This window comes from Streptomyces sp. NPDC005374, assembly GCF_042872225.1.
Lineage (GTDB): Bacteria > Actinomycetota > Actinomycetes > Streptomycetales > Streptomycetaceae > Streptomyces.
The window spans coordinates 104,565-124,670 of record NZ_JBIAKA010000011.1 but is presented as its reverse complement, the minus strand read 5'-3'; the positions used below and the strand labels follow the sequence as shown (position 1 = coordinate 124,670).

At 69.4% G+C, this 20,106-nt stretch carries 20 protein-coding genes and 1 pseudogene; 12 read left to right on the top strand and 9 right to left on the bottom strand.

The window, feature by feature from the left end:
- Positions 1-261: 261 nt before the first annotated feature.
- Genes ACFYRX_RS27530 through ACFYRX_RS27520 form a run of 3 tightly spaced genes read right to left on the bottom strand, consistent with a single transcriptional unit; the run spans position 262 to position 2,953 of the window.
- Complete coding sequence (locus ACFYRX_RS27530; RefSeq protein WP_389104950.1) at positions 262-2,382, bottom strand: bifunctional DNA primase/polymerase; 2,121 nt, start codon at positions 2,380-2,382, stop codon at positions 262-264.
- Entirely contained in the window at positions 2,379-2,705 is a 327-nt protein-coding gene (locus ACFYRX_RS27525) for a hypothetical protein (protein WP_389104948.1), read from the bottom strand. The genes ACFYRX_RS27530 and ACFYRX_RS27525 overlap by 4 nt, the downstream gene beginning before the upstream one ends.
- Positions 2,702-2,953, bottom strand: coding sequence for a hypothetical protein (locus tag ACFYRX_RS27520; protein ID WP_389104945.1), 252 nt, complete (start codon positions 2,951-2,953; stop codon positions 2,702-2,704). The genes ACFYRX_RS27525 and ACFYRX_RS27520 overlap by 4 nt, the downstream gene beginning before the upstream one ends.
- A 491-nt stretch (positions 2,954-3,444) precedes the next feature.
- Here ACFYRX_RS27520 and ACFYRX_RS27515 point away from each other — a divergent pair, with 491 nt between their 5' ends.
- The 9 genes from ACFYRX_RS27515 to ACFYRX_RS27475 all read left to right on the top strand — a co-directional run bounded on the left by ACFYRX_RS27515 (position 3,445) and on the right by ACFYRX_RS27475 (position 8,757).
- On the top strand, positions 3,445-4,002 hold the full coding sequence (locus ACFYRX_RS27515; RefSeq protein ID WP_389104942.1) for a hypothetical protein: 558 nt from the start codon (positions 3,445-3,447) through the stop codon (positions 4,000-4,002).
- 157 nt (positions 4,003-4,159) lie between these two features.
- Positions 4,160-4,528: a hypothetical protein gene (locus ACFYRX_RS27510; RefSeq protein WP_389104939.1), complete on the top strand. Its 369-nt coding sequence runs from the start codon at positions 4,160-4,162 to the stop codon at positions 4,526-4,528.
- A complete protein-coding gene (locus ACFYRX_RS27505) occupies positions 4,525-4,797 on the top strand; it encodes a hypothetical protein (RefSeq protein ID WP_389104936.1) in 273 nt (90 codons plus the stop codon). The genes ACFYRX_RS27510 and ACFYRX_RS27505 overlap by 4 nt, the downstream gene beginning before the upstream one ends.
- A complete protein-coding gene (locus ACFYRX_RS27500; RefSeq protein WP_389104933.1) occupies positions 4,794-4,997 on the top strand; it encodes a hypothetical protein in 204 nt (67 codons plus the stop codon). Before ACFYRX_RS27505 ends, ACFYRX_RS27500 begins: the two co-directional genes overlap by 4 nt.
- 81 nt (positions 4,998-5,078) lie before the next feature.
- Positions 5,079-5,654 (top strand): hypothetical protein, encoded by a 576-nt coding sequence (locus ACFYRX_RS27495; protein WP_389104931.1) that lies wholly within the window; start codon positions 5,079-5,081, stop codon positions 5,652-5,654.
- On the top strand, positions 5,651-6,376 hold the full coding sequence (locus ACFYRX_RS27490) for a hypothetical protein (protein WP_389104928.1): 726 nt from the start codon (positions 5,651-5,653) through the stop codon (positions 6,374-6,376). The genes ACFYRX_RS27495 and ACFYRX_RS27490 overlap by 4 nt, the downstream gene beginning before the upstream one ends.
- Positions 6,377-6,508: 132 nt before the next feature.
- A complete protein-coding gene (locus tag ACFYRX_RS27485) occupies positions 6,509-6,934 on the top strand; it encodes a hypothetical protein (protein ID WP_389104926.1) in 426 nt (141 codons plus the stop codon).
- A 312-nt stretch (positions 6,935-7,246) separates the two neighbouring features.
- The gene (locus ACFYRX_RS27480; RefSeq protein WP_389105544.1) at positions 7,247-8,458 is read left to right on the top strand and encodes a helix-turn-helix domain-containing protein; all 1,212 of its coding nucleotides are present in this window, start codon (positions 7,247-7,249) and stop codon (positions 8,456-8,458) included.
- 77 nt (positions 8,459-8,535) lie between these two features.
- A complete protein-coding gene (locus ACFYRX_RS27475; protein ID WP_389104923.1) occupies positions 8,536-8,757 on the top strand; it encodes a hypothetical protein in 222 nt (73 codons plus the stop codon).
- Positions 8,758-9,023: 266 nt separating this feature from the next.
- Here ACFYRX_RS27475 and ACFYRX_RS27470 read toward each other — a convergent pair whose 3' ends face one another.
- The gene (locus ACFYRX_RS27470) at positions 9,024-10,598 is read right to left on the bottom strand and encodes a recombinase family protein (RefSeq protein ID WP_389104920.1); all 1,575 of its coding nucleotides are present in this window, start codon (positions 10,596-10,598) and stop codon (positions 9,024-9,026) included.
- A gap of 31 nt (positions 10,599-10,629) precedes the next feature.
- Here ACFYRX_RS27470 and ACFYRX_RS27465 point away from each other — a divergent pair.
- Positions 10,630-11,103: pseudogene (locus tag ACFYRX_RS27465) on the top strand (aldo/keto reductase); the annotation flags it as partial.
- Between the two features lies 1 nt (position 11,104).
- Here ACFYRX_RS27465 and ACFYRX_RS27460 read toward each other — a convergent pair.
- The 3 genes from ACFYRX_RS27460 to ACFYRX_RS27450 are packed head-to-tail and all read right to left on the bottom strand — an operon-like array spanning position 11,105 to position 13,934.
- The gene (locus tag ACFYRX_RS27460; protein WP_389105542.1) at positions 11,105-11,962 is read right to left on the bottom strand and encodes a DUF4429 domain-containing protein; all 858 of its coding nucleotides are present in this window, start codon (positions 11,960-11,962) and stop codon (positions 11,105-11,107) included.
- Positions 11,963-12,020: 58 nt separating this feature from the next.
- Positions 12,021-13,241, bottom strand: coding sequence for an alpha/beta hydrolase (locus tag ACFYRX_RS27455; RefSeq protein ID WP_389104917.1), 1,221 nt, complete (start codon positions 13,239-13,241; stop codon positions 12,021-12,023).
- Between the two features lie 54 nt (positions 13,242-13,295).
- Positions 13,296-13,934, bottom strand: coding sequence for a TetR family transcriptional regulator (locus ACFYRX_RS27450; protein ID WP_389104915.1), 639 nt, complete (start codon positions 13,932-13,934; stop codon positions 13,296-13,298).
- Between the two features lie 66 nt (positions 13,935-14,000).
- Here ACFYRX_RS27450 and ACFYRX_RS27445 point away from each other — a divergent pair, with 66 nt between their 5' ends.
- Positions 14,001-15,620 (top strand): MFS transporter, encoded by a 1,620-nt coding sequence (locus ACFYRX_RS27445; RefSeq protein WP_389104912.1) that lies wholly within the window; start codon positions 14,001-14,003, stop codon positions 15,618-15,620.
- A gap of 274 nt (positions 15,621-15,894) precedes the next feature.
- The gene (locus ACFYRX_RS27440; RefSeq protein WP_389104909.1) at positions 15,895-16,206 is read left to right on the top strand and encodes a small hydrophobic protein; all 312 of its coding nucleotides are present in this window, start codon (positions 15,895-15,897) and stop codon (positions 16,204-16,206) included.
- Between the two features lie 338 nt (positions 16,207-16,544).
- Here the strand turns inward: ACFYRX_RS27440 and ACFYRX_RS27435 are convergent, their stop codons facing one another.
- The gene (locus ACFYRX_RS27435; RefSeq protein ID WP_389104907.1) at positions 16,545-17,282 is read right to left on the bottom strand and encodes a potassium channel family protein; all 738 of its coding nucleotides are present in this window, start codon (positions 17,280-17,282) and stop codon (positions 16,545-16,547) included.
- Between the two features lie 87 nt (positions 17,283-17,369).
- Entirely contained in the window at positions 17,370-20,102 is a 2,733-nt protein-coding gene (gene aceE, locus ACFYRX_RS27430; protein ID WP_389104904.1) for a pyruvate dehydrogenase (acetyl-transferring), homodimeric type, read from the bottom strand.
- Between the last annotated feature and the right edge of the window lie 4 nt (positions 20,103-20,106).

Here is a 20,106-nt window from a genome sequence, read left to right as displayed (position 1 = left end):
CGTTGCTCTCTTCCAGATCTTGATCGGGCGCTGTGATCTCTTCTCACAGCCACGGCCCCCGCCAACGCGCACATCCCTGGGATGTGCGCGCCGTTGGCGTAGAGGCGTTGGCGGGCGTTGGCCTAGGCGTTGGCGCTGTGACCTGCATAAACGCCGAAGCGTTGGCGGGCGTTGGCGCCGCGTTGGCCTTGATCGCGATATTTCGGCGTTGGCGCTGTGACCTGCGACAACGCAGAAACGTTGGCGGGCGTTGGCGCTGGATCATGACGGCGTTGGCCGGTAGCGGATCTCGGTATCGAACGGGTCGTCAGATCCGAGCACGATCTCCAGCGCGCCGCGTTTCTCCATGCGCTTGATCTTGTTGCGGACCGCTTCCTTGTCGCCCCTGCTCGGCTTCGGGCCGTGCAGAGCCGTCGCGGCCTCCGCGACCGTGAACCCCTGCCGGTGCGACGCCGCGAAGTCCTCCAGGGTCAGCTCCGACTCGACGCTCAGCGTCCCCTCCGCCATGTCGAGGATCAGCGTCGTGTCCCGCCATCTCTCGCCCGCCGCCCGGATGTGCCGGAGCGAGATCACCGGCGAGCCCGGTTCGTCCTGCCACAGCGAGATCACCGACCCGGCCCCGGCCGTGAGCCATCGACTGCCGTAGACGTCTTCGAGGGTGTTCGGCTCCTTGTTGAGCCCGTTGGCCTTCCGGTTGTGATGGAGCTCGATCCACTCGATTCCGGCCGCGAGACAGCTCTGCCGGACCTGGTTGTAGTGACCGGCCGCTTCTTCGTCAGAGGCGTTCGGCAGCACGTCCTTAATCGAGTCGATCACGATGACGCCGATGCCCTCCCTGAGTGCCCAGTCGCGCAGGTAGTCCCGGTTCTTGGCGAGCACGACATTCACGGGCAGCGGGCCCCGGCGGGCGATCAGACGCTCTTTCAGGATTGCCTCGTGCTCCGGCCGGACGAGCCGCCGCATGGCTCGCTTGATCTGCTTCGGCCGGTCCATGGCCAGGTACCCGACCCTGCGGCCGTCGTCGGTCACCGGGAAGCCCAGTACGTCGGGGATCAGGCCCAGGTACCCGAAGACGACCAGGTGCGCGAGCGTCGATTTCCCCGCGCCGGGCGGCCCGAAGAGGAACAGCGATTCGCCGGACTGCCACAGGGCCGCGACGTCGGCGTTGCCCCACAGCGGGGGCTCGTCAGGCTCGCCGGGGCTCAGGAAGTCCCAACCGTTCGACGCCTGCGCCATCATCGCGTCGGCGACCGGCTCGGTGTCGCCCTTCGCGTCGTCGTCGATCTCGTCCACGATCCCGAGCGCCTCCATCGCGGCCCTCACGTTCCCGTCGTGCCGCGTGTACGCGACGAAGTTGAGCTTGGTGACGTTCTTCCCGCAAGCCGCGAGCTCTTCAGGCGGGTTGTCGGTCCACAGGTGCAGCACCGCGTTCGTCTGGTTCTCGGGGTACAGGCCACAGCCCGGCCCGTGAGCGGTAGCCGACTTCCACGAGTGATGCTCGCCGCCCGGCGCCGTCCAGATCGGGCACCCGCAAGAGCTGTCGGTCCGGCCGGTGTCGGTCCAGCCATGGGCGGTGAGGAGCTCCGTCCACGGGTGCTTCGCCGCCCACGCGTTGGTCGGGTCGTCGGCGTCGAGCCGGAGATCGCCAGCCGGCTCATGATCACCGGCCCTCTTCGCTCGCTGCGCGATGAACTCCCTCAGCCAGTCAGGGAGTTGCATCGACTGACCGATCAGCTTGTACGCGCCCTCGGGCCGTGAGGACGGGGGCACAAGCACCTGAGTGTCACCCCAGGCGATCACCCATCCGCCGTCGCCTGTCGTCTTGCCGATGTTGGTCGGCAGCTCGAAGTCCTCGGGCACCGCGAACCAGTAGTGACCGCCGTCCCGGTGCTTCCACGTGCCGTCAGGATTCTGGGCACCGGGAGTGAGCACGGTCGGCTTCATCGACGTCATGTCCGTGCCGGTCGCCTCGGACCACGCGAGTAGGAAGGCGTCCTGCTCGGCGGCGGTGTCGACGTCGACCACGATCATGCGCGAAAGCCGGGGCTGTACACCGAGGTTGGGGGTGATGCCGCTGGCGATCAGCCGCTTCAGCACGCGCCGCAGCTTCTCGGCATCCGTGAACGCGTGGTAGTAGCTGCACGCATGCTTGCGCATGGCCCAGCGCTCGTCTCCCGCGTCCTTGGCGGCCTCCTGGGCATCCGTGTCGGCCCGCGTGCGCTGAGCCTTTGTGAGCGGGCATAGCGGCACCTTCTCGCCGGGCTTGTCGAGCACGATCGCGAAGCCGTTCCGGACGGCCAGGACCGCCAGGTTGATCAGCTTCTCGGTGTCCCCGGCGGGCACGGCGCCGAAGACGTCCGCGAACTTGTCCGTGGAGATCATGACGCCCTCCCCAGGCCCTGCACGATCAGTGCGCCGACGAGATCGGAGGGCGTCATGTGCGAGCACTCGGCCCAGTCTTCGAGGTCGTCGAGAACACCGCCGCACAGGCTCAGCGTGAGCGTCCGGCAGGGGTCCGGGAGTTCGACGTCGTCGAGGTGCTGACCGCCGAAGATCTCTTCGAAGGAAAGGCGACCGGCATTTCCTGCTGCCGACCCGACGAATACCGCGTCCGAAGCCGTATCCTGGGAAGTGACGTTGGTCGCGTCGCGCTTTTCGGAGGCTCCCCGGTTGCCAGGCTGGGGGGCCTTCTTTGCGTTGCTCATGCCGAGCCACCACCCAGAAGGCGCGAGATCTCGGCGAGGGTCTCGGGTGACGCGATGGCGTCACGGTTCGGCGCGCTGCGCAGGACGATCCCGAGCATCGCGTCGCGCTCTTCGAGGGTGAGCTTGTCGGCCTGCTCTTCGAGCTTGGCGATATGGCGGGCCGGGGCGTCGATCGCGGCGAGGCCCTTCCGGGCGTTGGCGGCGAGACGAGCGCGGCCGTCGTCTGAGAGACGGTACTGACGGGCCATCGGAGAGCCCTTTCGTGGCCCCGCGCGGTGGCGGGCGTGCTCTCCTGTTGCCGCAGCCCGGCGTCCTGTGCCGTCTGACTCAATTCTAGGTCAGCAATTCCTTGAATTCGTTCCCGGATCACCCGAAAACCGTTGTGTGATCCCACAAATTAAAATCTCTGATAAGAAAGCAGAATGCCCCGGGTTTCCACGCCCGGGGCATTCGGTGATCCCTGCACTCCGAGGTCATGCTATACCTACCTTGTCAGCTAATCAGCCGGTCCCGAAAGGGAATTCATAAAGGCGGCAGGATGAACGAAATGATGACGATCGCGGAAGCTGCGTCCGCCCTCGGGATATCTCGGCAGTCGACGTAGACGATCTGGCCCCGCGAGCCGGAGAAGGTCATCCTCGCCGACGGCCGCGAGGCGCTTCGCGACCCCGCGTCGGCGGCGGAGTACGCGACGACCCGCAAGGGCAGGGACGCCCTGACCGCGCTCCACACGGACGCGGTGGCGGTCTTCGGCCCGGCGGTGATCAACACGCTCGCCGACCTGAAGTCCCTGAAGGCTGCCGGGGGTTGCCCCTGGTGCTGGGCGCGCGATCTCGCGGCGGTCCGTGGCGGTGTCGGTCCGGTCGATCACGCCGCCGTCCGCGAGCTCATCGGCGAGCCATGCTCGAAGGACGCGGAGGCGATGCGGTCGGGCAAGAGCGCCGTCGACAAGATGTGGGCCGAGGTGAAGAGCGAGACGACCAAGCGCCGCACAGCCGCCCAACAGGCAGCCCAGGCAAGGGAGTTGGAGGCAGCCCGCGCTGACTTCGAGCGCGCGACGAGGCGGCTCAACGCGGCTGGCGGACGCACCCACCGTCCGCCAGCCGCGACTCGGGTCACGGCCTCGGCTTCGGTCACCCCCTCCGTCTCGGAGGCGGAACGCAGTCGACACCTCGCCAGCGAAGCCGCGCGGTACCGCGCCCAGGCCGTACGGGATCGCGCGGCCGGTGACGTGACGTCAGCTCGTCATCTCGACGCCGTTGCTCAGCGCCTGGACAAGCTGGGGGGCGAGTCATGAGTGAGGAGAACATAACTCCCTGTGCTTGCAAGGGAGTTGGCCGCAACCTGCGGCCGTGCCTGACTCACTACGCGAAGCTCAGCGAGACCGACAGGCGGCGGGTCCGCTCGCACCTCGTGATCAGCATCCCGGCGGACAAACGGAAGAGGTACTGATCATGGACATCCCCGACCTGTTCGCGCAGCTCCCGCCGGAGCGCGTGCCCGAAGCCCTGGAGCTCGCGATCAAGGAACTGACGGCGACGCACGAGGCGGCGGTCGCCCAGGTGGTCGCACTCGCTGAGCGCGCGACCGGCGAGCAGCTCCAGCAGGCGAAGACACGGACGGTGCTCGATCTGACGGTCGCCGAGTTCGAGGCAGTGTGGCGCCGGTCCGAGCATCTGCGCCGCGCCGTCGAGGGGCTCGTCCGCTGGACGCTGCCCCGCGATCGCGGGACCGTCACGGCCGGACGGCTGATCAAGACTCTGCCTGCCGACGTCGCCGAAGAGATCGTCAACGAGCTGCGCGCGGCGGGGGCACTCGCATGAGCGTCTACCAGCGAGGTCAGCGGGACGTAACTCCCGCACACAAGCAGCCGCTGGCCGCACGGATCATGAAGGTGCTCCGCGACCGCCGGGCCTCCGGCCTCGCGACCGGCGCGACGCTCGACATGATCGGCACCGCCCTCCGGATGACGGACCGTCAGGCCATACGGGAGGCCCTGGAACTGCTCGTCGCCAACGGCCGCGCGAGCGTCGACCACGGCCCGCAGGGGCTCGCCGCCCAGCGGCAGCCGGACAGGTGGAGCTGTGCATGACGAACGTGGCACTTTTCCTGGCCCCGCACCGCGTGCGGCGTCTGCTGGCGCTCGTCGAATCGCAGCCTGGCCGGACGATCGCGGAGCACGAAGCAGCGGCAAGGGTCGTCGACCGCTACATGGTCGCAACCGGGCTCGTGTCCCTGGTGAATGCCTGCCAGGTCCGACGAGATGACAGCGGCCGTCTTTGGCCCATCTGACGAACACTCAGCAATAGCGGCACCCCGCACGGGATCACAGCCCGGCGGGGCGCCTAGACCGAGGGAAAGGACCCCTCAGCCATGCATGAAGATTCCCACGAGAACCCCGACCGCACCGCCGAAGTACTCGCCCTGATCTGGCTGGCGGGCACTGTCGCGACCGTCGTCATCGGCCTCGCCCGGGGCTGGCTGCTCGGCCTCGCCTGCTGGCTGGCTGTGACCCTGATGACCGCCGTCTTCGCGGTCGCGTCGCGGTGGACGAAGATCCGCGAGCACCTGCGCAGGCGGCTGCTCGCGTGGTGGAAGCACCGCCGCCGGAAGGGACACACGTCTCGCCGACGCACGAGGACCGTCACGGCTGAGGAGCTCGACCAGATCATCGAGGCGAAGGTGAAGGCGAACGTCAGGGCGGCAGCGGAACCTTCTTCTTTCCCTAGGGCGGAACCCGCTGAACGGAACCCCGCTGACCTGCGGTTTTCAGAACCGCCGGTACCTGGTTCCGGAACCCCTGAACCGACGTCTTCTCAGCGCGCGAAGGAGCTCATCCGGCAGGGCGTACGTGATCAGCCGACCCTCGCCCGGCTGCTGGCCGGTGAGGGTCACCGCGTGCCTTCGGACTCGTACCTGCGACGACTGATCAGGGAGGGCCGGTCATGAAGAAGATCGGCAAGACGTCTCCGGCCGCTGCTCTGTCCCGGGTGCCGAAGTGGATCGACTGGCTGCCCCGGTGCGGCTGGCCGGTCGTCGCCGTCGTCGTCATGGTGATGTGCGCCCCCGGTGAGCACCAGTTGGCCCTGCTCGCGGGATGGAACCCCCGGCTGGCGTGGGGCATGCCGGTGTGTCTCATCGCCTACGCGGGCATCGCCGCCACGGTGGCGACCCGCCGGGGCAAGGGGTCTCAAGGGCGTCTCACTGCGGTCGTCGGGGCGTTCGTCTCACTCGGTGCCGCGATGGCGGCTCAGCCGGTGAGTCACCTCTTCGTCACGGGCTACTGGTCGGCCGACCCCGCCCCGGTCTGGCTGGTCGTCTCAGTGAGTTGTGCACCGCCCCTGGTCCTGGGCCACCTGATGCACGTCGCGGCGTCTCACTCGGTGCGCCGTGAGACGGCTCAGCCGGTGGTGCGTGAGACACGTCCTCGTGAGACACGGCGCCCGCTGGCCGTGGTGCCGTCTCACCGTGAGACACCCGTACCGTCTCAGGCCGTCGGTGAGACGGCTCACGACGGTCCAGACGTGAGCCAGCTTGTGCGACGTCTCAAGGCCGGTGAGCCGCTGTCGGCTCAGCGGGCGGCCGAACTGCTGGGTGTCTCACGAGCGACCGGCGGCCGTCGTCTCAGCGAAGCCAAGGCCGAGCTGAGCAAGGTCAACGGGAGCGGCTGAACGCTCGCCTGGCGGTCTCTCAGCCGCCGTGCAGTGACTCGTACCGGGAACCACTGAGGGGCCGGGAGGAGCGAACCTCCCGGCCCCTCGGGCATGCTGCGCCGTCCTTGTCGGCTCCTCGACACTGAGCGCATGAACGACGTACGCGCCCTGACGATCCGGCAGCCCTGGGCCGCCCTGATCGCTGCTGGACGGAAGCCGGTGGAGAACCGGAGCTGGGCCGTGCCCGCCGGGTTCACGGGCCCGCTGCTGATCCACGCCGGGACGAAGGACGACGCCGACGGGTGGGCCGTGCCCGGCGTCCGCGAAGCGCTCGAAGCAGCCCCCGACTCGGGTCGGGGGCTCGTCTACGGGGCGATCATCGCCGTCGTCGACAGAGTGACGTGCCACCGGGATGAGGGCTGCTGTGCCGACCGGTGGGGCGAGCACGGCGCCTGGCACTGGGTGCTCGAAGGGGTGACGGCTCTTGCGTCGCCCATCAGCGCGACGGGACGGCTCAGCCTCTGGCGGCCGGACGAGGAAGCCGTGGTTGCGGCTCTGGCGGTCTCCCAGGGCTGAGGCGATGCGTCGTGCCGGGAACGTAGCCGGAGCCGGGAGGCAGCAACGTGGCTGCGGGACGGACGACTTCAGCGCGAGTCACCGGGGCGGGGAGCAGCGCCGCCGGGGACATCATTTCTCCGGCCGGACGTATTCGCCGGCTCGGTGACGATCACCATCGGTGCCGGAGGATCACTGCGTACCGGACACGAAACGGCCCTGCCCCCTACCCTGACAGTGACGAGCTGTGCAGAGAGGGGCAAGGCCGTGACATCTCCCGAGGGTACGCCCGATCACCTGCGGCGCGGCGAAGCCGATCCGTATGCCGACCCGTTGGTGTTCGGCCAGCGTCTTCAGCTCCTGCGCACCCGCAGGGGGATCACCCGCGATCAGCTCGGCGGGCTCGTCGGCAAGTCCGGTTCCTGGGTCAAGGGCATCGAGACCGGCCGCCTGAAGACGCCGAAGCTCGACATGGTGCTCCGCATCGCCGAAGTGCTGCGGGTGCGGGACCTGTCCGACCTCACCGGCGATCAGTCGGTGCACGTCGACCTGTTCGCCGGACCTGGTCATCCCCGGCTTGCCGCCGTGAAGACCGCGATCGACGCATTCCCGGTTGCCAGTGCGGGGGAGGCACCGCCCACCGCGCACCTGCGGGCACGGCTCGCACGGGCCTGGTCCGCCCGGCACTCGGCCCCCAACCACAGAGACGTCGTCGGCGCCCTGCTGCCGGAGCTGATCAGAGACGCGCAGGCCGCTGTCCGGCAGGCCGACACCGGAGGCGACCGGCGGGCGGCACAGGCCGTGCTCGCCGAGGTCTACTCGCTGGCCCAGTTCTTCGTGGCGTACCAGCCGGACGCCGCCCTTCTCTGGCGAGTCGCCGAACGGGGCCTGATCGCCGCGCAGGAGAGCGAGGACCCGCACGCGATCGGGGTCGCCGCGTGGCTGGCCGCTCAGGCACACCGAGATTCAGGCCCGGCGCACTTCGACGCTGCCGACGCCGTGAATCTGGAGACCCTGTCGTACCTCGAACCGCTCTTGCCGGACGCCAGCGACGCAGTGCTGGCGATCACCGGGGCGCTCACCTTCGAGGCGGGGTACACCGCTGCCCGGCGAGGGGCGACCGGCACCGCATGGCGCTACTGGGACCAGGCGCGGGAGATGGCCAACCGGCTGCCTGACGGCTACTACCACCCGGTGACGAGCTTCTCGCGGGCCATCATGGGCGCCCACGCGGTCACCGTCGCCGTGGAGCTGCACCAGGGCGGTGAGTCCGTCCGGCAGGCCGCTGCCGCCGACGCGGTCACGATCCCCTCACGGCCCCGCAGGGCGAGGCACCGGATCGAGGAGGCGCGCGGCTACCAGTTGGACGGCCAGCCCGACGTCGCGCTCGTCACGCTCGACAAGGCGCACGAGGCAGCCCCGGAGACGATCAAGTACAACGGGTACGCGAAGAGGATCGTCCTCGAAGAGGCAGAGTCGAAGATCCCGGCACGTCGTCGGCGTGCGTCCGAACTGGCCGTGAAGCTCGGCCTGTTGGCTGCCTGACGAGGGGGCACAATCTGTGCCCCTGCTCAACTCCCCTCGCTCTTAGCGTGAGTCGGACCTGCGAGGGGACGACGATCATGAACGAGTTCACGCCGGACATCGGCGAACTGGTCTGGGACGAGGCGACGCGCAAGGTCGGCAGAGTGATGGGCCACGAGGGGCCCTACGTTCAGCTCCGGCCGCCCGGCGGCGGGCGCGAGTGGGACGCACACGGCCCGCTGAGGCCCGCCACGACAGCGGAGGCCCTGTCGTTCGGTGTCCGGATGGCCAACGCCCGGAGCAGGGGCGAGACGCCGTGAGCGCGCCGCCTGTCGATCCTGCGGCGCGAAGCGATACGGACACCCTGTCCGCCGAGTGCGCGGTCGCCCAACGCCCCGGATACGAAGAGCTGCACGACCAGTGCAGGCAGACCGAAGACGTTCCCTTGCCGCACGGTGGTGGCCTACTGCTCGCCCGGCGCTGCGGGTGTACGTGCCACTGGCCGAAGCGCGTGAAGTAGCCCGCCTACACCAGCACGAAGCCCGGCCATCCTCCCCCTGGCCGGGCTTCGTCGTGTGCTTGTGCGTCAGGCTGCTGGTGTCCACTCGATGTCGAGCGACGCGGGGTCGAAGACGGGAGCGCCCGCCTTCGGGCGTCCCCGGCGGCCGGGCAGGATCGTCACGTCGACCAGAGCGGCTGTGATCTTCCTGCGGCGTTCGAGGGAGTACGTCTCGCGCCACAGGGCCAGCGCCTTGTCAGGGTGCTCGATGTACTCGTGGAGCAGCGCGGTGCGGTCGATGTCGTCGAAGGGGCCGGGCTCACGAGCAGCGGCGGCCCTGGTCTGCGCGTCGGTGATCTCTTCCTCGACGGCGGTGATCTTCTCCCGCAGCTTGCGGGCCCGGGTGCGGTAGAGCGCGAGGTCGATCTCGTCTGCCTCCGCGAACTCTTCGGTGACGGCGGTGAGTTGAGCGGTCAGCGCGGCGCGACGCGTGCTCAGCTCCTCCATGTCGGCACCGCCCGCAGCGGGCTTCGGCGCAACAACCGGCGCGTCGTGCACCAGCTTGGCGATGATCGCGGTCTCCACGGCGTCGTCGATCGGCGCGGCGTACCGGGTGATGTGCCCGGCAGGGCAGCGGTAGCGCTGCTCTTCGCCCACCTTCGAGCCGCCAGCCCCGACCGTCTCGCGGCACTTGTGACAGCGGTAGATGCCGGTCCCCAGATACTTGATCTTCTGGTCGCTCGGCCGGTCGGTGTAGGTGTTCCTGCCCGGGTCGCGCAGCACGCGGCGCACGGCCTGCCACTGCTCGACGTCGAGGATCGGCTCCCACTGCGCGGGGCCGATGATCTCGCCCTCGAACTCGATCAGGGCGGCGAGCCGGGCACCGGTCAGCATGGCGCGCAGTGACGGGATGCCCCACTCCTTGCCGCGCGGTGTGCGGATCTTCCGGGCGTTCCAGTCGCGGCAGATGGCACCGAGGCTCTTGCCGGTCTTCGGGTCCGCCGCGTAGGCGAGCACGGCCTGTGCTGCCTCGCGGATGAGGGCTGCCTCACGAGGGTCGGTCTGCGGGATCTGCGGAGCAGCACCCGGCGCACGCTTGCGGAGCGGCTTGTGACCGAAGCCCCGGACGCCGCCGTGGAAGTGACCGGCGGCGCGAAGCTCTGCCTTCTTCTCGCGCATGCGCTCCTGTGCGTGCTCGATCTCGTGCGTGCTCACGCTGGCGAGGATACGGGCGACCATCCGGCCGGACGCGGTGGTCAGGTCGAGCTCGCCATGGGTGACGGGGCGGACCACGGCCCCGGTGCGCTCGACCACGTCGATCAGCGGCTCAAGGTCGCGGGCCTGGCGGTACAGACGGTCGACGTGCCAGACGAGGACGGCGTCGGCCTCGCGGGCGGTCAGCATGTCGAGCAGGGTCGCGAACGCCGGGCGCTTCGCCCGCTGGCCGCTTTTGCCGTATGCGGTCTTGTCGTCGTCGACCAGGACGCCGACGACGTGCCAGCCGAGGTCAGCGGCGAGCTTCCGGCATGCCTCTTCCTGGCGGGCGACGCCGAGCTGATCGCCGTCCCGGTCTTCAGAGATCCGGGCGTAGATCACTGCGCGCTGCGCGCTGCCCGCAGGGCTCACTGCCCTGAGCTGTGGGTTCGCGGTGTTCGTCGTCATGTCTCAATAATGCACCCTGACCCGTAAGTTCGAGTGGTCCCTGTTCAGCCGTGACATCGAGGCCCAGGTGGTCCCCGCGACCCGTGAACTGGGCGTGGCGCTCGTCCCGTACTCCCCGCTCGGCCGGGGCTTCCTCACCGGGTCCTTCACCGACGCCGCGAAGGAACTCACCGCCGACGACTTCCGCCGTCAGCAGCCCCGCTTCACGGGCGACAACGCGTCGGCGAACGCCGCCCTCCTGGCGCCGATCCGCACGGTGGCCGAGGCCCACGGGGTCTCCCTCGCGCAGATCGCCCTGGCCTGGGTCCAGCAGCAGGCATCGGTGCACGGCCTCGCGGTGATCCCCATCCCGGGCACCCGCAAGCCGGGCCGGGTGGAGGAGAACGCGGCGGCGACGGCCATCACCCTCACGAAGGAGGAGCTGGAACTTCTGGAGCCCATCGCGGCACAGGTGGCCGGAGACAGGTACGCAGACATGCGGTTCTCTTCAGCGGGCCGGGAATGAGCTAGAGCTCCGCCAACAACTCCGCCTTCTTCACGGAGAACTCCTCGTCAGTGACCAACCCGGCCTGATGCAACTCCCCGAGATGGCGGATCCGTTCGGCGATGTCGGCAGGGTCCCGGCGCGGCACGCTCACCGCCGGGACCGCTGCCCCCGGCCCCCGCTGCCGTACGGCCGCCAGGACCGCCGCCGCGAACGGCAACGACTCGTGCACGGGGCCGTAGCCCAGCCCGAACACCACCGCCGCCGGATCCTGGTCCGCCTGCGCGGGTCCCTGCTCCCCGCGCAGCAGCCGCAGATGCCCCTCGAGCACCTCCGGCGACCGCCACTCCACCCCGGTCAGCTCGGACACCGGAAAGCTCTGGTCACCGGCCTTCCACTTCGCCGAGGACGCTCCCGTCCAGAACCAGCGGAAGCGCACCGTCCGGCCGTCGAAGGACGCCTTCCCGTCGTACGCCTTGAACTGCAACGGCACTTCGGGCGCCGGCACCAGGAACCTGTCGGCGGGCTCGTCGTCCTCGCTCAGCAGCGCACGCAGCTCGTCCGCGTAGTACTCGGCGAGCGTCTCCTTGTCGGCCGGCAGCACCAGCCGGTACGGATCGCACCCTTCCTTCAACTGCCCCGCCGCCGCCTCCATGAGCGGGTCCGCCCCGGGCCGCGGCTCGGCGTGCAGCACCACCGTGCCCCGCTTCCCGGGAGTCAGCGTCACCCCGGAGATCGCCTCCAGGGGGATCCGTCGCTCGCCCAGCGCCTGGAAGAGCTTCGGTGTGCGAATCCCCCGTTCGTAGCGGATGAGCACGGAGTCGGACTCGAACTCCCAGGCGGCATGAAATCCGGCCAGTACGTCACCCATGCGGGTCATCGTATTCGGCACGAGCTCCTTCGTCCCCTCCTCGCGCAGACCGCACTTCCTGCAGTCTCTACGCGCGTCCGGCCGTGGCCGTGCCGGACAAACCGGCGCGACAGGCTTCGTCCTCGTGGGCGCACCGCACCGAGCGGTACGCGCCAATGCCGATCTCGGCGAAGTTGTGCAGACTCTCCGTTCCGGGTTCGAAGTAGCCGGCGTGCCCGTCGGCACCCCGGGCGGACAGCACACGCGCGCCGAACGCGGAGGACACCGGGTCGGCCCCGTGGCCGAACCCGCCGACCTCCAGGTACGGCACGTCCTGGATCCAGTCGTCGGCGTCCCGCATCGCCCACACCCGTGCGGAGGTGCGCAGGTGGGAGGCGTTCGCGACCCGCATGCCGGGGCTGCCGGCCACGGCGATGTCGGCCACCCGGCGGGGCAGCGCGTGCGCGGCCACACCGCACACCACGGAGCCGTAGCTGTGGCAGAACAGGGAGACCGGCGCGGTGCCGGGCAGTGCGCGCACCAGCGCGTTCAGGCGGACGGCGCCGCCCTCGGCGCGCATCGCGGTGGCCGAGTCGATGCCGAGTCCGGCGGGTGCCGTGTAGTCGGCCCAGGCGATCACCGCCGTACGGGTGGCGGGACTCGCCTCGCGCTCGGCCCGGTACAGGGCCTTGGCCATGCCGACGGGCGCGGAGTAACTGCGCTTGGTGCGCTGGAAGGTGAGCAGGTCGGTGTCGACGCCGGGCACGATCACGGACACCCGCTGCGCCGTGCGCAGGTCGCCGAAGACCTCGGCGACCCGGCCGGAGCCGTCCGGGTCGAAGGCGAGGATGTGGCGCTCAGGGGCCGTCAGCGACTCGAAGCGGTGCATACGGCGGCCCGCCTCCTGCTGGCCCTCGGGCGTGAGCCGGGGGTCGTGCATGCGTTTGCGCTCGATGCCCCGGGCCTTCAGGAGCGCGAGGCGGTTGGCCTGGTAGCGCAGCCCCACGGGGGCGCCGTTCATGTTGCCGACCGCGAGCGGGTAGCGCTGGGCGAGGTGGACCCGGTCCTGGGAGGTGAGCGAGGCGAAGAACCGGGTGAGCTGGGCGGGGGAGGCGGTGTCCGGGTCCGGCAGCAGGTGTCCGTGGAGGTGGCCGTGCGCCCAGGACTCGAGGGAGGCCTGGAGCGGGGTGGCCTCTCTCTGGTTGCGCAGTGCGGTCCAGCCGGTGGTCGCCAGCATCACGAACACCACGGCCAGCGCGAGCAGTGCGCGCCAGACGTTGAGTTGCGGGGAGGTGTCGAAGGAAGTCACTGAAAGGACACACTAGGAGAACGAGACGGTCTCGGGTTAATCGAGTGACGGGGATCACGTTTTGGTGTAAGGGGACCACTTGCCGGTCAGGGCGGGGCCCAGCAGTTCGAGGTAGGAGGCGGTCAACTCGCGCATCGCCTCCAGGCTGAACTCCCCGTCGACCAGCCACTGCCGCTCCGTGACCCGCATCACGCCGCTGAAGACGGCCACCAGCAGCCTGGGCCGTGGGTCGGTGCCCGCGTCGAGGCCCTCGCGTTCGGCGAGCACCCGCGTGAGGACCTCCTCGATCTCCGCGGAGCGCCGCAGATGGGCGGCGAGCAGGACAGGTGTCGACTCGATCACCCGGTACATGTCCAGGAACCACTCCACGGGTGCGACCGACTCGACGACCTCCTGCAGGGTGTCCCAGCCGTCCAGTACGGCCTGGCGCAGCGCCTCCAGCGGAGGTTCGTGCGCGGGGCGCGCGCGTACGCCGTCGACGAAGTGCGCCACCGTCATCTCGTCGAGGGCGAGCGCCGCCTCCTCCTTGCCGCCGGCGAAGTAGCGGAAGAAGGTGCGCTGCGAGACCCCGACCGCGTCGGCGATGTCGTCGACGGTCGTCTGTTCGTAGCCCCGGGTGGTGAACAGCTCGATGGCGACCCGCAGCAGCGACTCCCGGGTGCGCTGTTTCTTGCGTTCGCGCAGAGTTTCCATTGGTGTCAGTTACCGACTTGTGAATTGGTTTGTCAATTGTCAGTGGCTGTCACTAGCCTCGAACACATGACTAGTCAGACCACCATCGATACGACGGGGCCGGGGGACAGGGCGTCACAGTCCCCGTCGGATCAGCCACCCGCCTCCGGACTGCGCGGCCACCCGTGGCTCACCCTCCTGACCGTGGCCGTCGGGGTCATGATGGTGGCCCTCGACGGCACCATCGTGGCCATCGCCAACCCGGCCATCCAGTCGGACCTGAAGGCGAGCTTCGCGGACGTCCAGTGGATCACCAACGGCTACTTCCTCGCGCTGGCGGTCGCCCTGATCACCGCGGGCAAGCTGGGTGACCGCTTCGGCCACCGCCAGACCTTCCTGATCGGTGTCGTCGGTTTCGCCGCCGCCTCGGGCGCGATCGGCATGTCCAGCAGCATCTCCGCGGTCGTCACCTTCCGCGTCTTCCAGGGCCTGTTCGGCGCCCTGCTGATGCCGGCCGCGCTCGGCCTGCTGCGGGCCACCTTCCCGGCCGAGAAGCTCAACATGGCCATCGGCATCTGGGGCATGGTCATCGGTGCCTCCACCGCGGGCGGCCCGATCCTCGGCGGCGTCCTCGTCGAGCACGTCAACTGGCAGTCGGTGTTCTTCATCAACGTGCCGGTCGGCGTCCTCGCCCTCGTCCTCGGCGTGCTGATCCTCCTCGACCACCGTGCCGAGAACGCCCCGCGCTCCTTCGACATCCTGGGCATAGCCCTGCTGTCCGGCGCCATGTTCTGCCTGGTCTGGGCGCTCATCAAGGCCCCGACCTGGGGCTGGGGCGACGGATTGACCTGGACCTTCATCGCCGTGTCCGCCGTGGGCTTCGCGCTGTTCGCCCTCTGGGAGACCAAGGTGAAGGAACCGCTGATCCCGCTCGCGCTCTTCCGGTCCGTCGCACTGTCGGCGGGTGTGGTCCTCATGGTCCTGATGGCGATCGCGTTCATGGGCGGCCTGTTCTTCGTGACCTTCTATCTCCAGAACGTGCACGGTATGAGCCCGATCGACGCCGGTCTCCACCTGCTCCCGCTCACCGGGATGATGATCGTCGGCTCCCCGCTCGCGGGCGCGATGATCACCAAGCTCGGCCCGCGCATCCCCCTGGCCGGCGGCATGGCCTCCGTCGCGATCGCCATGTTCGGGATGTCCACGCTGGAGACGGACACCGGCAGCGCCGTCATGTCGCTCTGGTTCGCCCTGCTCGGTCTCGGCCTCGCGCCCGTGATGGTCGGCGCCACCGAGGTCATCGTCGGCAACGCCCCCATGGAGCTCTCCGGTGTGGCCGGCGGTCTCCAGCAGGCCGCGATGCAGATCGGCGGCAGCCTCGGTACGGCCGTCCTCGGCGCCGTGATGGCCTCCAAGGTCGACGGCGACCTCGCGGCCAACTGGAAGGACGCGGGCCTGCCGCCGCTCACCCCGGCCCAGCTCGACCAGGCCTCGGAAGCGGTCCAGGTCGGTGTGGCGCCGGTGGCCAAGGGCACCCCGGAGGCGATCGTCGCGAAGATCACTGACGTCGCCCACGACACCTTCATCTCCGGCATGAGCCTCGCGTCCCTGGTCGCCGCCGGTGTCGCGGTCGTGGCGGTGTTCGTCGCCCTGCTCACCAAGCGCGGCGAGAACGCGGAAGCGGGCGCGGGCGTCGGTCACATCTGAGGAACCCGCAGGTCACGCCTGACGAGACGTCAGCGTTCTTCCCCTATCAGGGTGAAGGGGCTAAAGATTTCTCGCCTCCGGTACGCGCCGCAGGTCACAGTGGGTCAAGTCCTCCGCACAGCACGCTCGTGCGACGAGGAGGACGGACGGCGCTGCGGCGCGCTGCCGGAGGGGGGCGGCGCGCCGCAAGGCCGGAGGATTAACGGCGGAGACCGGGGTACTCGCATCGTTGAACCCGAGACGAACCCAACCAACCAAGGGTGTCAGGGAGTTGATGATGGCGGGCTTCGGACACGGAACGCGCAAGTACCCCCGATCACATGGCCGGACATGGTCACGGAGCGGGCCGGATCGCGCGACGCTCGGAATCATCGGAGTCATCTGCGCGATCGCGGGCTTCTTCGTGCTGGGGATCATCCTCGGCCCGATCGCGATCGTCTGCGGCTGGCTCGCCATGGGCCGCACCTGGTCAGGCGGCAACCGCGCCTGGCCGGCCCTGGTCGCCTTCATATTGGGCGCCATCGACACGCTCCTGGCGATCATCTGGCTCGTCGGAGCGGCCACCCCGGGCAGCGGGCTGTTCTGACCCGGGGCGCGTGAGGGAAGGGCCCCCGGTGGGACGACCGGGGGCCCGCCCGCGTGCCAGGAGCGACGCCCCGTGGGCCGGCCGCGCCCTCGAAGCGCTCGCCCGGCCCGCGGCTGAGCTCTTTCCAGGGACCCGGAACCTTGTGGCGTCCCACCGTGGGGGTGCGGGAATCCCGGCGTCACCCGCCAGCCGGCGAGCGTCCGATACACGCCGTCGGGCACGCCGGACCGCTGCGAGCGTTGGCCGCGTCCTCGGAGTCCCCTGTCGCACGACGTTCGCCGGGGCCGAGTGAGAACTCTGAGGGCGCCGCCCTGCGCACGCGCGGGAGCGGAGTGCGCTCAGCCCCCGACGGACGTCTTGCGCAGGGCCTCGACCTCGGCTCGCAGCGCCCGTACCTCGTCCGTCAGCGCGCGGATCGCCTCCGTCTGCTGGCGTTCCTCCACGTCGTCCTTCTCGAACCGCTCGATGAACCAGGCGGCGATGTTCGCGGTCACCACACCCAGCAGGGCGATCCCGGACAGCATGAGCCCGACCGCGATCATCCGGCCGAGACCGGTGGTCGGGGCGTGGTCGCCGTACCCGACGGTCGTCATCGTCGTGAAGGACCACCACACCGCGTCACCCAGCGTGCGGATGTTCCCGTTCGGGGAGTCCCGTTCCACCGAGAGCACGGCGAGCGACCCGAACATCAGCAGCCCGACGACCGCCCCGCCGACGTAGGTCGTCACCCGGATCTGCGAGGCCATCCGCGCCCGCCGCCCCACCAGCATCAGTGTGGAGACGAGACGCAGCAGACGAAGGGGCTGGAGCAGCGGCAGCACGACCGCGCCCAGGTCCATCCAGTGGGTGCGGACGAACTCCCGCCGGCGAGGAGTGAGCGCGAGCCGCACCAGGTAGTCCGCGGCGAACGTCCCCCAGACCACCCACTCGACCACCGTGCACGCGAACGTCACCGACGGCCCGGCAGAGGGGTCCACGATCGGTACCGCGTAGGCGACGGCGAACACCACGGCCAGCCCCAGAAGAGGCCGTTGCGTCCACTGTTCCCACCGGTCCTGCGCCGATTGTTGGTGCATGAGGGCATCGTAAAGAAACAGTAAGGGCGGCGGGACCACAAGGCCCCACCGCCCTTCACCGCTCAAGGCTCGCGCCGAGCGCAGCGGCTACGCGTCGCCGCCCGCCGCTCCCGGGTCCGCCGCCGACACGTCCAGCAGCTGGTACCGGTCGATCGCCTGCTTCAGCACGGACCGGTCCACCTTGCCCTCCCGCGCCAGCTCGGTCAGCACGCCCACCACGATCGACTGGGCGTCGATGTGGAAGAACCGCCGCGCCGCACCCCGGGTGTCGGCGAAGCCGAACCCGTCGGCGCCCAGTGACTGGTAGGTGCCCGGCACCCATCGCGCGATCTGGTCCGGAACCGCCCGCATCCAGTCGGAGACCGCGACGAACGGCCCCTGCGCCCCGGCCAGTTTCCGCGTCACGTACGGCACCCGCTGCTCCTCCTCGGGGTGCAGCAGGTTGTGCTCCTCGCAGGCCACGGCCTCGCGGCGCAGCTCGTTCCAGGAGGTCGCCGACCAGACGTCCGCCTTGACGTTCCAGTCCTCGGCGAGGAGCTTCTGCGCCTCGACCGCCCACGGCACGGCCACACCGGACGCCAGGATCTGCGCCGGGATCGACCCCGAAGTGCCCTCGCTGAAGCGGTAGACGCCCTTGAGGATGCCCTCGGCGTCGATGTTCTCCGGCTCGGCGGGGTGCTGGATGGGCTCGTTGTAGACGGTGAGGTAGTAGAAGACGTTCTCGCTGTCCGGGCCGTACATCCGGCGCAGACCGTCCTGCACGATGTGCGCGATCTCGAACCCGAACGCCGGGTCGTACGCGACACAGCCCGGGTTGGTCGAGGCGAGCAGCTGCGAGTGGCCGTCCGCGTGCTGCAGCCCCTCACCGGTCAGAGTCGTACGGCCGGCGGTCGCACCCAGGACGAAACCGCGCGCCAACTGGTCCGACATCTGCCAGAACTGGTCGCCGGTGCGCTGGAAACCGAACATCGAGTAGAAGACGTACACCGGGATGAGCGGCTCGCCATGGGTCGCGTAGGCCGAACCGGCGGCGATCAGCGAGGCCGTGCAGCCCGCCTCGGAGATGCCGTCGTGCAGCATCTGCCCGGTCGGCGACTCCTTGTACGCGAGCAGCAGTTCGCGGTCCACCGACTCGTACTGCTGGCCGAGCGGGTTGTAGATCTTCGCACTCGGGAAGAACGAGTCCATGCCGAAGGTGCGGTATTCGTCCGGCGCGATCAGTACGAACCGCTTGCCGAGTTCCTTGTCCCGCATGAGGTCCTTGAGCAGCCGTACGAACGCCATGGTGGTGGCGATCGACTGGTGCCCGGAACCCTTCTTCACGCTCGCGTACGTCTTGTCCTCCGGCAGCGCGAGCGGCTTGGCGCGCACGACACGGGTCGGGACGTACCCGCCGAGACCCAGCCGGCGGTCGTGCATGTACTGGATCTCCTCCGAGTCCCGGCCCGGGTGGTAGTAGGGCGGCGCGCCCGACTCCAGCTCCTTGTCGGAGATCGGCAGGTGCAGACGGTCGCGGAAGCCCTTGAGGTCGGCGACGGTCAGCTTCTTCATCTGGTGCGTGGCGTTGCGGCCCTCGAAGTTCGGGCCCAGCGTCCAGCCCTTGACGGTCTTGGCGAGGATGACCGTCGGCTGGCCCTTGTGCTCCACGGCCGCCTTGAACGCCGCGTAGATCTTCTTGTGGTCGTGACCGCCGCGGCCCAGGTGCAGGATCTGGTCGTCGGTCATGCCCTCGACCATCGCGCGCAGGCGCTGGTCGTCGCCGAAGAAGTGCTCGCGGATGTAGGAGCCGGACTCGGTGGCGTACGTCTGGAACTGGCCGTCCGGGGTGGTGTTCATCCGGTTGACGAGGATGCCGTCGCGGTCCTGCGCGAGCAGCGGGTCCCAGCTGCGGTCCCAGATCAGCTTGATCACGTTCCAGCCGGCGCCCCGGAAGACCGACTCCAGTTCCTGGATGACCTTGCCGTTGCCGCGCACCGGGCCGTCGAGGCGCTGCAGGTTGCAGTTGACGACGAAGGTCAGGTTGTCCAGGCCCTCGCGCGCGGCGATGGTCAGCTGGCCGAGCGACTCCGGCTCGTCCATCTCGCCGTCCCCGAGGAACGCCCACACATGCGACTTGCTGGTGTCGGCGATCTCGCGCGCGTGCATGTAACGGTTCATCCGCGCCTGGTAGATCGCGCCGATCGGGCCGAGGCCCATCGACACGGTCGGGAACTCCCAGAAGTCCGGCATCAGCCGCGGGTGCGGGTACGAGGACAGGCCGTGCGGCGCCTTCGACCTCTCCTGGCGGAACGCGTCCAGGTTCTGCTCGCTGAGGCGGTCCAGCAGGAACGCGCGGGCGTAGATGCCCGGCGAGGCGTGGCCCTGGAAGAAGACCTGGTCGCCGCCGTCGCCCTCGTCCTTGCCGCGGAAGAAGTGGTTGAAGCCCACGTCGTAGAGGGACGCGGAGGACGCGAAGGTGGCGATGTGTCCGCCGACGCCGATCCCGGGACGCTGGGCGCGCGAGACCATCACGGCCGCGTTCCACCGGGTGGCGTTCAGGACCTTGCGCTCGATCTCCTCGTTGCCCGGGAAGAACGGCTCCGCCCTGGTGGGGATCGTATTGACGTAGTCCGAGCTGCGCATCTCGGGCACGGCCACGCGCTTCTCGCGGGCCCGCTCGATCAGCCGCAGCATCAGATAGCGGGCCCGCTCCCGGCCGCGCTCGTCCACGGCGGCGTCGAGGGAGTCGAGCCACTCCTGGGTTTCCTCGGGATCGAAGTCAGGAACCTGACTCGGAAGGCCACCAATGATGATCGGATTGCGATCGGATCCGGAAGCCACGCTG